Source organism: Vaginisenegalia massiliensis (genome assembly GCF_900604935.1).
Taxonomy (GTDB): domain Bacteria; phylum Bacillota; class Bacilli; order Lactobacillales; family Aerococcaceae; genus Vaginisenegalia; species Vaginisenegalia massiliensis.
Window position 1 is genome coordinate 1 of record NZ_UWPC01000013.1, and the last position, 14,292, is coordinate 14,292.

Below are 14,292 nucleotides of genomic sequence, written 5' to 3' on the forward strand. Positions count from 1 at the left end.
ATCAGAAGATGATCGAAAAGTATATTCGTGATCAAGAAATAGAAGATAGACTGAGTGATAGTATAAGTAAAAAAGAGTATATTGATCCCTTTGCAAAATAGGTAAAGGGAGTTTGCGGTTGGCAGTCCATTAAAAAAAGCCCCTTTAAGGGGCTCGCAGTAACAAGCCCTTCTAGGGCTGACCGTAAAGCCACCAGCTACGCTGGTGGATATTTACTTAATGATATTGGATAAAACTCGAAAGAACATTGTTTTCAAAAAAACAGCACTATATTGCATAAAATAAAGAATGGACAAAACATTTACATACAATTTACAAGCATTTTACATAAAATCAATTATAGATTCATATAATGAGGGCAGACCAAAAAAAATCGGAGGACGATAAAATGAAACTCTTAAAAATGGCGACCCTATTAAGTTTATGTAGTTCGTTAATGATGACCGGAACAAGTGTAATGGCTGCTGAAGCGAAATTAGACGGTATTTCAGTAGAAGAATTAGCAAAAAAAGCCAAAGAAGAAGGTAAAGTAGAATCTGTCGGAATGCCAGATACTTGGGCAAACTGGGTGGGGACTTGGACTGATCTTAAAGAAAAAAATGGTATTGAACACAAAGATACCGATATGAGTTCTGCTGAAGAGTTAGCTATTTTCGAAAAAGAAGGCAAGAAAGCAACTAAAGACATCGGTGATGTGGGTCAATCTTATGGACCATTAGCGAAAGAAAAAGGCTTAACATTACCATACAAACCAAGTACATGGGATTCGATTCCTGAATGGGCAAAAGATGAAGAAGGACACTGGGTTGTCGGTTACTATGGAACCATTTCTTTCATGGTCAATAAAGACAAAGTCAAAGAAGTACCTAAAACTTGGGATGACTTATTAAAAGGTAAATATAAAGTAACGATTGGCGACGTTTCAACAGCAACTCAAGCTCAAAATGCTGTTTTATCAGCGGCTTTAGCTAAAGGTGGCGATGAAACAAATATTAAACCAGGTTTAGAAATATTCGCTAAATTACAAGAACAAGGTCGTCTTGATTTAGGTGATTCAAGTTTACAACGTTTAGAAGCTGGCGAAATCGAAGTTGCCATTATGTGGGATTTCAATGCGTTGAACTACCGTGATCAAGTGACTAAATCTAATAAAAATGCACAGTATGAAGTCTTAATTCCAGCTGATGGTGCTATCCAATCGGGTTATGCTACCGTGATCAACAAAAACGCACCACACCCATATGCAGCAGCTATGGCTCGTGAATATATCCTTTCTGATCAAGGTCAAATTAATTTAGCTAAAGGATATGCTAAGCCAATCCGTAGCGATGTGAAATTACCAGAAGATATTGCTAAGAAATTATTACCTGAAGAACAATATAAAAAAGCTCGTCCAATTAAAGACTATAAAGCTTGGGAAAAAACAGCCAACACTATGGGTGAAGTTTGGCAAGAAGAAGTTCTTTCAAACTAAGACGATAGCTTTTGCGAAAAGACTAAAAGGATGGGAAACCATCCTTTTTTAGTCGAGCGGAAAGGAACGAAAATGAAGAAATATTCATACATACTCTTATTATTGCCCTTTTTGATAGTGGTGGGCCTCTATGAATTAGCTCCCATCGTATCAATCTTTGTATCTTCCTTTAAAAGTGCTGATAGTGTGGCTTTTAATTTTAGTTTAGAACATTATCACAAGGCTTTTACCAGTAAATTCTATCTTTTGGCTATTAAAAATAGTGGTATTATAGCGGTCTTATCCACTATTTTAGGACTAATCGGTGGCCTGTTTGGAGCCTTTGCGATTTACTCTAGCCAAGGAGAGTTGCGTAAATTTTTCGTTAATATTGTTAATATGGCCTCGAACTTCCAAGGTGTCCAATTAGCTTTTGCCTTTATGATTATGTTGGGTAACGCTGGGACATTTATCTTATTAGGTGAAAAGATGGGCTTTAATTTCTTGAAAGAATTCGATCTTTATTCTGTTACGGGAATCATGTTGACCTTCGTCTATTTCCAAATTCCCTTAGCTATTATTTTGCTCTATCCTGCTTTTGACCGGGTACAAAGTCAATATATCGAAGCAGCAGAATTGATGAATTGTGGAGGAATGAAGTTCTGGCGTCATATTGGTTTACCCATTATTTTGCCTAATATTTTTGCTACTGTCTCAGTATTATTTGCTAATGCTTTTGCGGCCTACGCGACACCTTATGCCTTAGTGGGGAATAACTTTGCTTTGTTACCCATTCGTATCTCAACTATGTTTCAAGGGGAAGCAATACCACGGCCCGAATTTGGTAGTGCCTTATCGGTTATCATGCTTTCAGCGATAGCAATCGTGAGTATGCTAGCAACATTAGCAACCCGTTTAACGAATAAGGGAGGCCTCTATGAATAAAAATAAACTCTCAGTGAAAATTATTATCCTGGTTTTATCAGTTTACTTATTATTGCCTCTCGTATTTACTTTTTTGAATGCGATATTTGCTGATTTTACGGGTTTGCTACCTAAAAATTTTACTTTGGATTTTGTTAAATTGGTCTTTGCATCTGCGGATAACAGTGAATCGATTTACCCTGCATTAATGCGGACAGCTTTTCTATCCTTCATCGCTCCGTTCCTCCTTTTAGTGACTCTTTTACTATTATTCTTTGTTATTCGTCAAGTGAATCCTAAATTAGAGAAATATACAGATGTATTAGCTAAGATTCCTTATGGTATTCAAGGAGTTATTTTGGCGGTTTCGATTTTGAGTCTGTATTCGCAACAAGAAACGGTATTAGGCGATCGACGAGTGATGATTATTGGTTGTTATTTAATCATGATTCTACCTTATATGTATACTGGGATTAAGAATGCCTTATCTACGATTGAATGTGAACAAATTTTTCAAGCGGCCGAAATTCTAGGGGCTAGTCGGATTTATACGTATTTTCGCATTGTTGTGCCAAGTATTGCTAAAGGGTTGATTGCCAGTTTAATTTTATCGATTGGGATTTTGTTTGGCGACTTTGTTATCGTGAATATTTTAGCAGGGTCAAGCTTTGAAAACTTAGGCGTCTTTCTACAAGCGATTGGTAACAAATCGGGTCACGCAGCAAGTGTGATTTCAGTCGTCATGTTCTTAGTGATGTTATTGATTTCGTCTTATGCCCATCGTCTTCAGAAAAAACAGAAATAAGAGGAGAAACCTATGTCATTTATTGAAATTAAGCATGTTAGTCAGTCTTATGACCGTCAACATAATGTCTTAGAGGATTTAAGTTTAGCTATTGAAGAAGGTCAAATGGTCACTTTACTTGGACCATCAGGATGTGGTAAGTCAACTCTTCTTCGTTTAATTGCTGGCTTTGAAAAATTACAAGAGGGCGCTATTTTAATTAATGGGCAAGATGTCAGTCAATTGCCACCGAGCCAACGTCAAATTGGGATGGTCTTTCAACAATATTCTTTATTTCCTAACTTGAATGTCTTTGATAATATTGCCTTTGGTTTAAAAATGGCGAAAGTGAATAAAGAAGAGATTCAAACTCGAGTTAAAGAAATTTTGGCTTTAATTAATCTAACTGGACGGGAAAATGATTTCCCTAATCAATTATCGGGTGGTCAGAAGCAACGGGTGGCTCTGGGCAGAGCGCTCATTACTAAACCTAAGGTTTTGCTATTAGATGAACCTTTATCGGCGATTGATGCTTTATTACGGAAGAATCTTCAACAAGAAATTCGCCGTATCCAACAAGAAATGAATATTACTGCCATCTTCGTGACCCATGATCAGACAGAAGCCATGGCAATTTCTGATCAAATCCATATTATGAACGAAGGGAAAATTATTCAATCAGGTAGCCCGCGAGATATCTATACGCATCCTAAGAATTTATTTGCAGCTCAATTTATTGGCCAATATAACCTTTTAGCTGCAGACCAAGTCAAACAGTTACTAGGTTATGAGACCATCCATTCGGTAGCGATTCGTCCCGAAACGATTGAAATAGGAGACGTTTTTCTTGAAGAAGGAGAAGATTACTTTTCTACTCAAGCTAAAATCACAGACGTTCAAACCAATGGAAATATTCTGACCTATCGTTTATTGACCGAGTCAGGAATTGAGCTTCGAGCGGATCAAATTTTCCGTAGTTTTAATTATTTTAAAGTGGGGGATACGTATCCAATTTTCATTAAGAAAGATAATATTCTGGAGGTTCCAGCATGAAATTAACTTTAAAAAATGATAACTTTCGGATTATGCAACTGACTGATTTACATTTTAAAGTTTGGCAAGAAGGCCATCCTAGCTTGGCTTTTGATTATGAAACTGTTCGATTAGTTGAACAGTTAATTCAGCATGCGCAACCGGATTTACTAGTTATTTCAGGGGACTTAGTCGATAGTCCGTATATTGAGGATCCTTTTGCCACACAAGCTCACATAATCGGTTGGTTAAATAGTTTAAATATCCCTGTTTTGGTAACTTATGGTAATCATGATTCGGAATGTCGTACTAGTCGACAAAGGCTAAATGAAGGCTTGGCTTCCTTGAATCTTCAAATTGAGAAAGAAAATTTGACCGTCCTTAATGATCGCGTTAACTTCACGGTGCCAATTTATGGCTTAAATAATCAAGTAGTTTGTCAATTATATATCCTTGATAGTGGTGATTATTTAAGTCAGTTTCGGCTTGGGGAAGGGCAGTTTGATTTTTCCACCCAAGTTGAAGGTCAAAGTATTTATGCCGCTATTAGTGATGAACAAAATCAATGGCTCGAACAGATTGGGCAAGTAAACCAAGCAGCCGGGGTACGCCATGATATTATGTTCTGCCATATTCCGTTGCCAGAATACAAACAGGTTCCCATGCCTTTTCTTGAGGGGGTTATGGAAGAAGGCGTGTGTTCTGCTGACGAAAATTCGGGAACTTTTGCTACCATACAACAAGCAACACAAATTAAATTTATTAGTGTTGGACATGATCATGACAATAATTTCCACGGAGTCTATCAAGGTTTACATCTGTGCTATGGTCAACCTTCTGGCTATGGTTCTTATGGAAAATTACCGCGGGGGGCACGGATCTTTGATATCCACGAATCAGGTCAGGTTACCACTTGGCTGATTGATTCGACAAATCTAACTAAATCTGAGGTGAGAGAATAAGTGGTTTGTAAAATTATTGCTCATCGCGGGTTTAGTAGCCGATATCCGGAGAATACATTACTAGCTTTTAAGAAAGCAGTCGAATTTGGTTGTGATGGTATTGAATTGGATGTTCATTTGACCCGTGATCAAGAAGTAGTCATATGTCATGATGAATCAATTGATCGCACTTCTAATGGACATGGCTTAATCAAAGATTTGACCTTGGCTCAGCTTAAACAGTATCGATTTGACAAGGGATATGATAGTAAGGATCCTTTTGAATTAGTGGATATCCAGATCCCAACTTTATCTGAATTACTTGAATGGTTAAAAACGAAGAATCTCGAGGTCAATATTGAAATCAAAAATAATATTTTTTCTTATCCTGGAATCGTGGAAAAAGTATTGAATTTGGTCACAACTTACGGTGTAGAAGATAGAACGATTATTTCTTCTTTTAATCATTATACGATTCAAGAAGTGAAAAAGCAGATGCGGAATATGAAGTGTGGCTTCTTAACGGAGACAACTCAACTTGATCCAGGCCGCTATTGCTATGATTATCAAGTAGAATGCTATCATCCGGATTTCCAAACACTGATTCCACAGGTGGTGGAGAGCTGTCGTGATCATCAAATTGAGCTAAATGTTTGGACAGTCAATCAAGCTAATCAGATGAAAGCACTAGCAGCCTTACCGGTCCACCGAATTATCACCAATGAAGTAGCCTTGGCCAAGCAAATACTGTGAATAGTTCCCCTTGTTTACTGTGAAGGCAGTTTATAAGGGGATTTTTATATATTTCAGATTAGCAAGTTTGTTTCGAATTTGTTGGGTCAATATTTTGGTAATTCTTGGTGATTTTCGGTATGATAATCTTACTTAAATTACAATGAGTATTTGATTATTGGGCTGAAAAAAGGAGGCGGTTAAACGTCGTGAGTAAACAACAGTGGAATCAGTTAAAACAAACTTCATGGTTCTATCCCGCCATTTTTGGGATCTTAAGTGCCCTCTTAGCAATTGGCTTAACCTTTATGGATCACTATCTGCAAGGGGTATTAGATCATCGCGTGCTGATGCCTTTCTTTATTTCGGTAGATTTGTCGATCCAGATTCTCAATACTGTGGCGGTGGTCTCAGCTACAATTTTGACCTTTACCTTTTCAACGACCATGGTCGTTCTTACTACTTTCTCATCCCAGTACTCACCCAGTTTGGTGGAAAATTTCTTAAATGATACCATTACCTTAAAGGCCTTTGGTATTTTCTTTGGTGGGTTTACTTATACGATTACGGCCTTGTTGCTTTTGGATATTAATTTAGACCAGAAGAAAGTCATTGTAGCTAGCTTTTGTATTTTCTATGTTCTCATCGATTTAATTTATTTTAATCGTTTTATTCGCGCGGTTATAAATTATATTCAACCAAGCGGCTTAATTGTCCGCTTGAATCGTGAGGCCGAAAAGCATATCGATCAATATGCTAGTTTGATGGAAGGTAAGCAAGTTGTCGAATGGGAAGAACTCCCATTGGATGATTATCCTCATCAATATGACATCATGTCCCATCAAGATGGGTATCTACAAGAAATTCGTGCGAATGACATGATGGAATTAGTCAATCAGGCTGGCTTAGCAGCTGTATTCCATCAGGTGGTGGGTGATTTTGTAACCAAGGACACGGCTGTAGCCACGCTATTATCTCATCATGAAGTCGAGGAGAAAGAGCTTGAAATATTAAGAGATAAAGTCCAGAAAACTTTGCAAATTGGCTTTGTCCGAACGGGTGAACAAGATTTTCTCTTTTCGATTCAAAAAATTATGGATATTAGTATGAAAGCTATATCTAATACCGTTTATGCGCCGAATTCGACTTTATCCTCTATGAATGTGATTCGGGTCTTGCTTCGAACCATCGCTGGTTTTGAAGATGGATACCGTCTAGAACAAGGACAGAATAAAGAAACATTCGTTGCCTTTAAAACTTTAAATTTCCTGCAAATTCTAGAAGATATCTATGACCCAGTTTTCTCATACGGTTATACTAATGGTATTATCGTTAAATATATCTTTGATTCGTTAGCAACGATTAAAGAAGGGGCTACGCAAGAAAATCGCGAGAAAGTAAACGAGTATGTTAAGAACCTTCAAGATTTGTTGGAAAATAACAAGGAACAGCATGTAAATTATCATTATCAGAAAGACTTTGAGAAGATTTTGGCAGACTAAATGGTTGGCCAATCAAGGCGGGCACCTAATTTAAGGTGTCGACCTTTTTTTGTACTCAGTGTACGTATAATGAAGACAATTGTCTTTAAACGAATAATGTTTATTTTTTGTAAATTTGTAAAGGGCCTCCATCTGACCTGTTCAGAAATTTTACACAAGTTTTACACTAAATCAACATAAACTTGGTAAGGTTATTTATAGAAAAATATAGGAGGCTTACTCATGAAAAAAATTAAGGCACTTATTGCTTTTGTATTATGTTTAACTCTTGCTAGTATCTTCGCTCCCCTTACACAAGTATCAGCTCGTGCTGATGAATTAACCATCGTTTGGTATCCTAACGAATCGGGTGCTGATCTTAAAGAATCACGTGAACAAATCTCTGGTTTAGTTGAAAAAGCAACCGGTAAAAAAGTTAAAAACTTAACGACAACCGATTACAACATTGCTATTGAAGCGATTGCTTCTGGTCAAGCTAACTTAGCTTTCATGGGCGGACAAGGATATGTTCAAGCTCACGAATTAAATGACAAAGTGGTACCTTTAGTTGTTATGTCTGGTAAATCAGGTACTTTAGATGATGCGGTTTACTATTCTTGGTTAAACGTTTTAGAAAAGAATGCGGACCAATACAAAGACGATAAAGGTGAATACTCAATTGATAAAATCAAAGGCAAAAAAATGTCTTTCGTTTCTGAATCATCAACATCAGGTTTTGTTATTCCTACAAGTGTGATTATTGATCACTTCAAAGATGAAAAATTAGAAAAAGAAGCTTTAATGGAAGGCGGCAAAGATAAGTTCTTCTCAGAAGTTATGTTCGGCGGTTCTCACCAAGGTTCTTTATTCAACGTTATCTCTGGTAAAGCTGACGTAGCAGCTGCTTGTGATACTTGTGTTATCAACTATGTTGAACCAGTTGAAGGTAACTTAAATGAAGTGGGAACAGTTTACCAAGTTCGTAAAGATGCTGAACAACCATTTGATAAAAATGCTGGCGATCGTTTCGTGGCTATCGCGGTAACACCAGTATTAAACTCTCCTTTCGCTGTCAATACTGAAAAAACTGACGAAGAAACAGCTAAGAAATTAAAAGAATTATTCACTTCTAAAGAATTCCGTGACCAAGTTTTCATCTCTGAAAAAGATAAAGAAGCTGGTAAAAAAGGTTTATTCTACGCTGAAGAAAAGAATCAATTCGTTGAAGGTGAAGATTCATTCTACGACCCAATCCGTAAATTACAATAAGCTTTAGGGCTTTTCAGAATTGAATATAAGGGAGTTTTATAAATGACATTGCTAGAAGTTAAGAACGTATCGAAAGAATATGTTCCAGGCGTCAAGGCATTGTCAGATATTAACTTTTCCATCCAACAAGGAGAGATAGTATCCATTATCGGCCCATCAGGGGCTGGGAAGTCTACTCTCCTTCGTTGTTTAAATCGCATGATTGATGCGACTGAGGGCGAGATAATATTTGATGGTGTCAACGTACTTAAATTAAAAAAACAAGAATTGCGTAACTTGCGCCGTGAAATTGGCATGGTTTTCCAACATTCAAATTTAGTTGATCGCTTGACGGTGATGGAAAATGTCCTCCATGGACGTTTAGGATACACCTCAACGATAAAAGGGATGTTTGGCATTTTTACCAAAGAAGATAAACAAGAAGCGGAGAAGATTATTCAAATGCTTGGTTTGTCCGAGCAAATTAACCAACGGGCTGACTCGCTTTCGGGTGGGCAGCAGCAACGGGTAGGTATTTCACGTGCTTTAATCCAACAGCCTAAGTTAATTCTAGCTGATGAACCGATTGCTTCTTTGGATCCGTCCTCTTCGCGAGTGATTATGGACTACTTTAAAGATATTAATCAGCAGATGGGAATCACGGTTCTCTTGAACCTACATCAAGTGGATGTAGCTTTGAAATATTCTGACCGAATAATCGGTGTGAATGGCGGCAAGATAGTCTTTGAAGGTTTACCAAGCCAAGTCAGTCAAGAAACCATCCAAATGATCTATGGAGCCGATGCAGAACAACTGATAATGAATGTAGGTGAGTAGATGTCTCAAGAATTAGACAGTTTATTGGGTAAACGGCAACGACAACGGCGTACCCTCATTACCTTAATTGTAATTTTGGCCATCTACTGCTTAGCAGCCTATATTACTAAATTCTCTTCAATCAAAACCATCCAAACGTTTCCTGAAGCCTTTACTTGGATTGCGAAACACTTTATGCCAAATGAATCAAGCTTTAGTAAAGTCAATTCAATCCTTGATGCTTTAAGTGAGACAATTCTGATGGCTGTAGCCGCGACAGTTACGGCGGCCTTGTTTGCCTTTGTCTTAGCGTTACTTGGCGCACAATCAACGCAGCTAGATGGAAAAGTCGGACAAGTGCTGGGCTTTATTGCTCGCTTGATGGCCTCTTTCTTCCGTAATGTTCCTGAAGTTGTCTGGGCCATGGTCTTTCTTTTATCTTTTGGTCAGTCAGCGACAACAGGTTATCTAGCCCTCTTCTTTGTGACGGTGGGAACTTTAACTCGTGCCTTTATCGAGTCAATTGATGAAGCCTCTCACCAAGCGGTAGAAGCTTTGCAAGCTACAGGAGCGAGTTATCTACAAGTGGTTGGTCAAGCTATTATTCCATCGTCGATTGCTCAATTCATCTCTTGGGTTTTATATATGGTAGAAACGAATATCCGTTCTTCGACTTTAATTGGTATTTTGGCAGGATCGGGTATTGGTCATATCTTTAATTTGTATTATCGTCGTTTCCGTTATCCAGCGGCAGGCCTAGTTATTTTATTTATTTTGATTTCAATTTTTGTGATTGAAGGGGTTTCTAATTTTGTGAGGAGGAAAGTGCTATGAGTGAATTGATTTCTGAAACAAAACGGCACCAACCACTTCCGACTAATAAAACAAAGGGACCAAAGAAAGATTTATCTCGCTTTTATATTTTTGCCACACTGGCAGTCTTACTGATTTTGACTTTTGTGGCCTTTCAACGGATGTGGGCTGAAGAGATTAATTGGGGTGAGGCTTTGGCTCAAACTTTGGGTAATTTACAGACGATGTTCTTGCAAGCGAGTTTTCAGAATATTACTTTTGCTTATGCGCTACAACAGCTTTTTATTACGTTCTCTTTGGCGGTCATTACAACGGTCTTATCCGCTATTTTGTCTTTCTTCTTAGCGTTGGTCGTGGCTGAGAATATTATTGGTGGAATATGGGGACGCATGATTAAGGCCTTGGTATCCTTTATTCGTGGTGTCCCAACGGTACTATGGGTCTTAATCTTTGCTCGAGTAACCTTGGGTGCTGAAGCGGCTGTTATGGGGATAGCCTTTCACTCGGTTGGCTACCTTGTAAAGGCCTACTCTGAGGCCATTGAAGAAATGGATTTTGGTAAGATTGAGGCCTTAAGAGCGACGGGAGCTTCGTGGTGGCAAGTCATTGCCCAAGCCTTGGTTCCAACGACGATTACCTCGATTATTGCTTGGACCTTCTTGCGGTTTGAGATTAACTATATGACTGCTTTAGCAATGGGAGCGGCGGCAGGAGCGGGGGGCCTTGGTTATGACCTCTTTATGGCTGGTTCGTTTTATTACAATGTAAAAGAAGTGGGTGCCATCACGCTGCTTATTATTGCGACGACGATTCTGCTTGAATACACGTCTGTCTTCTTAAGAAAGCAATTGAAGAAAGCCTAATGCCTATGACACATGCTAAAGCTTCCTTTAATGAAATCCGGGATTTTATCGTCGATTTAATTCAACAAAGGCGTCAGGCTGGGTGCATGGAAATGCCGAGTGAAAATCAATTAGCCGATTATTTTGCTGTTAGCCGAAGCTTAATTCGGGCAGTATACCAACAATTAGTGGATTTGGGTTATCTAGAATCGAGTCAAGGCAAAGGATATTATTTAAAAGCGTGTTTACCCTCAGTCAATTTGTTGTTAAGAGGCGATCAATCTTTTAGTCAAAAGATGAAAGAATTGGGCTATGATTATCAAGCGCGGGTTCTTCCAATAGAAGAAGACGATGAAGGCTACTATTTTGCTCGTTTACGGTTGATTAATCACATTCCTGTCGCTTTGCATCAGTCTTATTTACCGCGGCATATTTTTCCGCATTTTATTGATGAAATCGGTCAAGAAACCTCTTTGTTTAACTATTTACATAGCAAGGGCTATCATCATTTTAATTCGACAAAACGAGTACTCTCCGTACAAATCCCTAATCAGAAACTGAGTCATTTACTAGAATGTACCAGTTTGACCAGTCTGGTGGTTCTGCAAACCAATTGCTTAGATCGAGTCAGCCAACAAGAATTAGAGACTTCGACTATCTACTATCGTTCTGATATTGTGACTTTTCAGATGCAGACCTAAGCCCTTTTTTGGGGTAGAAGCAATTATTTGGCGTAACAAAATAAAATTGAATAAGAAACATAAAGTTTCAACAAAGAATCGAATAGCGACTCATGATGCCAGTGGATTGATTGTGAATTTGATAAGTCTTGTTATTAGAAATAACAAGGCCAATCCACTCTAGTTAACCGTAAGCAGGTTAATCGACATCTTGAGTGGCTATTCGTTTTTTATTAGGCCTGTCTTCAAAAAAATGTTGAAAACTTAGAACTTAACCAAGTTTACATAAACTTTACATAAAAAGACTAGAGCCCAACTTGTTAACAAGTTAGGCTGAAAGCAAGAAGAAATAAGGAGGCATAATATGAGAAGACGTCAGCGCACACAAGTCATTATTGACCATGGATCACAAGCTGCTATTACATGGGGGCAACGTTTAGCCCAAGACTATTCAGTCGAAACAATTGTCGCTCCTCGCCTAGGTTTATTGATGATTAAACAACGTGAAACGGCTAAACAAACTTTATTCTATTCTGGTGAAATTTTAATGACGGAATGTAAGTTACGCTATCAAAACTGGGTGGGCCTGGGGCTAGTCAAAGGGGATCAAGCCGAATTAGCTCATGCTCTAGCTATGATTGATTTGGCCTATCAAGCAGGATGGCCACAAGTGACCGAATTAGATGCCTGGTTAGCGGAATTGGCTAAGGAACAAGAACGCTATTTGAATGATTTAAGTCAACGTTATGCCAAAACTAAGGTTGATTTCTCAACCATGAACCAGTAGGGAGGGTTAAGAATGGAAAGTATATTTCGGATGCAAGCCAATTTCCGCCAACTGGTAGAAGCTATGGCCTATCCTGGTGATTGCAAGTCACTTAGCTTAGCCCCAACTTACCAAAAACGTTGGGATGAAGAGGGCAATTTACCAAGTGCTGGTGTCTTTGCGGTAATGGAAGTTTTGATCGACCAAGAAGTTAAAGCGATGACCTTACCTCGAAATAAGGCTTTTGAAGCCGAGTTGTCGATTTATGCTAACAGTCAGATAACGACAGATATCCAGCAGGCGGATTACATCGCCATCAGTCATGATTTTCTTATGGATTCAAAGGCTTTTGACGACTTAAATCAATTATCGATTGGGAACTTAGAAGATCCTGATCAATCTGCTAGCTTAATTATCGAAGTAGACAAACTCGGTGATCAAGATGCAAATTATCAGCTAACTGGCCCTGGCATTAAAGAGACTAAGGCAGTTTATTTACCTTTAAGCGAAGAATTTGTTCATTGGCGTCAAACGATGAATCGAGAATTTCCTTTAGGAATTGACGTCATCTTAGTTGACCCTGCGGGTGAGTGTCTGGCACTTCCGCGGACGACCAAAATCCAGTTACACGGGAGGGATTAAAGGATGGGATATGTAGCGGTTCAAGGTGGAAAATTGGCTATTCAACAAGCTAATTATCTAAACCAATGGCAACGATTAAAAGGACAAGAATCACTCACAATCGCCACGATTAAGGCAAACATGAAACCCTTGATTGACCAAGTCATGTCTGAAGCCTCCTTATATGATGCCGATTTAGCGGCCTTAGCCATTAAGCAAGCAGGCGGATCAATGGAAGAAGCAGTCTTCCTCTTAAGAGCGCATCGCTCAACCCTACCAAGACTCTATTATTCACAAACGGTCGAATCAAATCAGATGTTAGTTAAAAGGCGGATTTCCGCTTCTTTCAAAGATATTCCGGGGGGGCAATTACTAGGGAACGCTACGGACTACCAACAACGTTTTCTGGATTTTGATTTAATCGAAGAAAATACAGAAACCATGGCTCATGATTTGGCTGATTTAGAGACCAAAATGGCTGACTTTGATTTAAGCAAGCTTGAAAAAGTGGATTTATTAAACTTACCCAAAGTTGTATCTTATCTAGAAAGTCATCGCTTAATTGAACGTCCACAAGCTTGTGATGAAGAACCGGATGACATTACTAAACGGTCTATTCGTTTTCCTTCAACCAGGTCTCAACGTCTGCAATCCTTACAAAGGGGTCAGACGGGTGCGGTAACCGCCCTAGGATATGCGAAAATTCGTCAATTTGCGGTTCATCCTAATATTGGGGAACTTCGTGTGGGGGACTTGCCATTAACCATCCGAGTAGACCAGGACAATCAAGTAAGCAGTCCAGAGGATGACTATTATATTGGTTCGATTGAAGAAACTGAAGTAGAAGCCCTTTTCGTTCAAGATCAACGAGACAATCAAGGTCAAATTAAACAAAAATTAGTACTAGGTTATGGCTTATGTTACGGTCAAAACGAAACCAAAGCGATTGCCATGTCAATTTTAGATTATGCTTTAGAATATAAAATTCAACATCCTACTTCAGATGATGAATTTGTTCTCTATCATGTGGATACGGTTGAATCAACGGGCTTTATTTCGCATTTGAAATTACCACACTATGTCACTTTCCAATCAGAACTAGAAGCTATGAGACGAATGGATGACCCAAAGAATGAGATACCAGAGGAGGGGAACTAAT

General features: G+C 38.6%; 15 protein-coding genes. All 15 read left to right on the forward strand.

Annotation, left to right across the window (positions count from 1 at the left end):
* Positions 1 to 388 precede the first annotated feature (388 nt).
* The 15 genes from EIH20_RS07745 to EIH20_RS07815 all read left to right on the forward strand — a co-directional run bounded on the left by EIH20_RS07745 (position 389) and on the right by EIH20_RS07815 (position 14,291).
* Positions 389 to 1,474 carry an ABC transporter substrate-binding protein gene (locus EIH20_RS07745; RefSeq protein ID WP_124059427.1) on the forward strand — a complete coding sequence of 362 codons (1,086 nt, stop codon included), beginning with the start codon at positions 389 to 391 and terminating at the stop codon, positions 1,472 to 1,474.
* A gap of 72 nt (positions 1,475 to 1,546) precedes the next feature.
* Entirely contained in the window at positions 1,547 to 2,398 is an 852-nt protein-coding gene (locus tag EIH20_RS07750) for an ABC transporter permease (protein WP_164470913.1), read from the forward strand.
* A complete protein-coding gene (locus tag EIH20_RS07755) occupies positions 2,391 to 3,182 on the forward strand; it encodes an ABC transporter permease (protein ID WP_124059431.1) in 792 nt (263 codons plus the stop codon). Before EIH20_RS07750 ends, EIH20_RS07755 begins: the two co-directional genes overlap by 8 nt.
* Before the next feature lie 12 nt (positions 3,183 to 3,194).
* A complete protein-coding gene (locus EIH20_RS07760) occupies positions 3,195 to 4,214 on the forward strand; it encodes an ABC transporter ATP-binding protein (RefSeq protein WP_124059433.1) in 1,020 nt (339 codons plus the stop codon).
* Entirely contained in the window at positions 4,211 to 5,155 is a 945-nt protein-coding gene (locus tag EIH20_RS07765; RefSeq protein WP_124059435.1) for a metallophosphoesterase family protein, read from the forward strand. Before EIH20_RS07760 ends, EIH20_RS07765 begins: the two co-directional genes overlap by 4 nt.
* Positions 5,156 to 5,887 carry a glycerophosphodiester phosphodiesterase gene (locus EIH20_RS07770; RefSeq protein WP_124059437.1) on the forward strand — a complete coding sequence of 244 codons (732 nt, stop codon included), beginning with the start codon at positions 5,156 to 5,158 and terminating at the stop codon, positions 5,885 to 5,887.
* Positions 5,888 to 6,075: 188 nt separating this feature from the next.
* Positions 6,076 to 7,368 (forward strand): DUF2254 family protein, encoded by a 1,293-nt coding sequence (locus tag EIH20_RS07775; protein ID WP_124059439.1) that lies wholly within the window; start codon positions 6,076 to 6,078, stop codon positions 7,366 to 7,368.
* Positions 7,369 to 7,590: 222 nt separating this feature from the next.
* Positions 7,591 to 8,616: a phosphate/phosphite/phosphonate ABC transporter substrate-binding protein gene (gene phnD, locus EIH20_RS07780; RefSeq protein ID WP_124059441.1), complete on the forward strand. Its 1,026-nt coding sequence runs from the start codon at positions 7,591 to 7,593 to the stop codon at positions 8,614 to 8,616.
* Between the two features lie 42 nt (positions 8,617 to 8,658).
* Positions 8,659 to 9,432 carry a phosphonate ABC transporter ATP-binding protein gene (phnC, locus tag EIH20_RS07785; RefSeq protein ID WP_124059443.1) on the forward strand — a complete coding sequence of 258 codons (774 nt, stop codon included), beginning with the start codon at positions 8,659 to 8,661 and terminating at the stop codon, positions 9,430 to 9,432.
* A complete protein-coding gene (gene phnE, locus EIH20_RS07790) occupies positions 9,433 to 10,245 on the forward strand; it encodes a phosphonate ABC transporter, permease protein PhnE (RefSeq protein WP_124059446.1) in 813 nt (270 codons plus the stop codon).
* Positions 10,242 to 11,087: a PhnE/PtxC family ABC transporter permease gene (locus EIH20_RS07795; RefSeq protein ID WP_124059448.1), complete on the forward strand. Its 846-nt coding sequence runs from the start codon at positions 10,242 to 10,244 to the stop codon at positions 11,085 to 11,087. The genes phnE and EIH20_RS07795 overlap by 4 nt, the downstream gene beginning before the upstream one ends.
* A 5-nt stretch (positions 11,088 to 11,092) precedes the next feature.
* Entirely contained in the window at positions 11,093 to 11,767 is a 675-nt protein-coding gene (locus EIH20_RS07800; protein WP_164470914.1) for a GntR family transcriptional regulator, read from the forward strand.
* Positions 11,768 to 12,110: 343 nt separating this feature from the next.
* Positions 12,111 to 12,533, forward strand: coding sequence for a phosphonate C-P lyase system protein PhnG (gene phnG, locus EIH20_RS07805; protein WP_124059452.1), 423 nt, complete (start codon positions 12,111 to 12,113; stop codon positions 12,531 to 12,533).
* A 12-nt stretch (positions 12,534 to 12,545) separates the two neighbouring features.
* The gene (phnH, locus tag EIH20_RS07810) at positions 12,546 to 13,154 is read left to right on the forward strand and encodes a phosphonate C-P lyase system protein PhnH (protein WP_124059454.1); all 609 of its coding nucleotides are present in this window, start codon (positions 12,546 to 12,548) and stop codon (positions 13,152 to 13,154) included.
* Between the two features lie 3 nt (positions 13,155 to 13,157).
* Positions 13,158 to 14,291, forward strand: a complete 1,134-nt coding sequence (locus tag EIH20_RS07815; protein ID WP_124059456.1) for a carbon-phosphorus lyase complex subunit PhnI — start codon at positions 13,158 to 13,160, stop codon at positions 14,289 to 14,291.
* The last annotated feature ends 1 nt before the right edge of the window (position 14,292 follow it).

What these genes read in the sequence shown, in the direction of transcription:
- phnC (WP_124059443.1), top strand. Translation starts at nt 8,659, where the DNA reads ATGACATTGCTAGAAGTTAAGAACGTATCGAAAGAATATGTTCCAGGC.
- EIH20_RS07800 (WP_164470914.1), top strand. Translation starts at nt 11,093, where the DNA reads ATGACACATGCTAAAGCTTCCTTTAATGAAATCCGGGATTTTATCGTC.
- phnH (WP_124059454.1), top strand. Translation starts at nt 12,546, where the DNA reads ATGGAAAGTATATTTCGGATGCAAGCCAATTTCCGCCAACTGGTAGAA.
- EIH20_RS07765 (WP_124059435.1), top strand. Translation starts at nt 4,211, where the DNA reads ATGAAATTAACTTTAAAAAATGATAACTTTCGGATTATGCAACTGACT.
- EIH20_RS07750 (WP_164470913.1), top strand. Translation starts at nt 1,547, where the DNA reads ATGAAGAAATATTCATACATACTCTTATTATTGCCCTTTTTGATAGTG.
- phnE (WP_124059446.1), top strand. Translation starts at nt 9,433, where the DNA reads ATGTCTCAAGAATTAGACAGTTTATTGGGTAAACGGCAACGACAACGG.
- EIH20_RS07760 (WP_124059433.1), top strand. Translation starts at nt 3,195, where the DNA reads ATGTCATTTATTGAAATTAAGCATGTTAGTCAGTCTTATGACCGTCAA.
- EIH20_RS07745 (WP_124059427.1), top strand. Translation starts at nt 389, where the DNA reads ATGAAACTCTTAAAAATGGCGACCCTATTAAGTTTATGTAGTTCGTTA.
- EIH20_RS07795 (WP_124059448.1), top strand. Translation starts at nt 10,242, where the DNA reads ATGAGTGAATTGATTTCTGAAACAAAACGGCACCAACCACTTCCGACT.
- phnD (WP_124059441.1), top strand. Translation starts at nt 7,591, where the DNA reads ATGAAAAAAATTAAGGCACTTATTGCTTTTGTATTATGTTTAACTCTT.
- EIH20_RS07815 (WP_124059456.1), top strand. Translation starts at nt 13,158, where the DNA reads ATGGGATATGTAGCGGTTCAAGGTGGAAAATTGGCTATTCAACAAGCT.
- EIH20_RS07755 (WP_124059431.1), top strand. Translation starts at nt 2,391, where the DNA reads ATGAATAAAAATAAACTCTCAGTGAAAATTATTATCCTGGTTTTATCA.
- phnG (WP_124059452.1), top strand. Translation starts at nt 12,111, where the DNA reads ATGAGAAGACGTCAGCGCACACAAGTCATTATTGACCATGGATCACAA.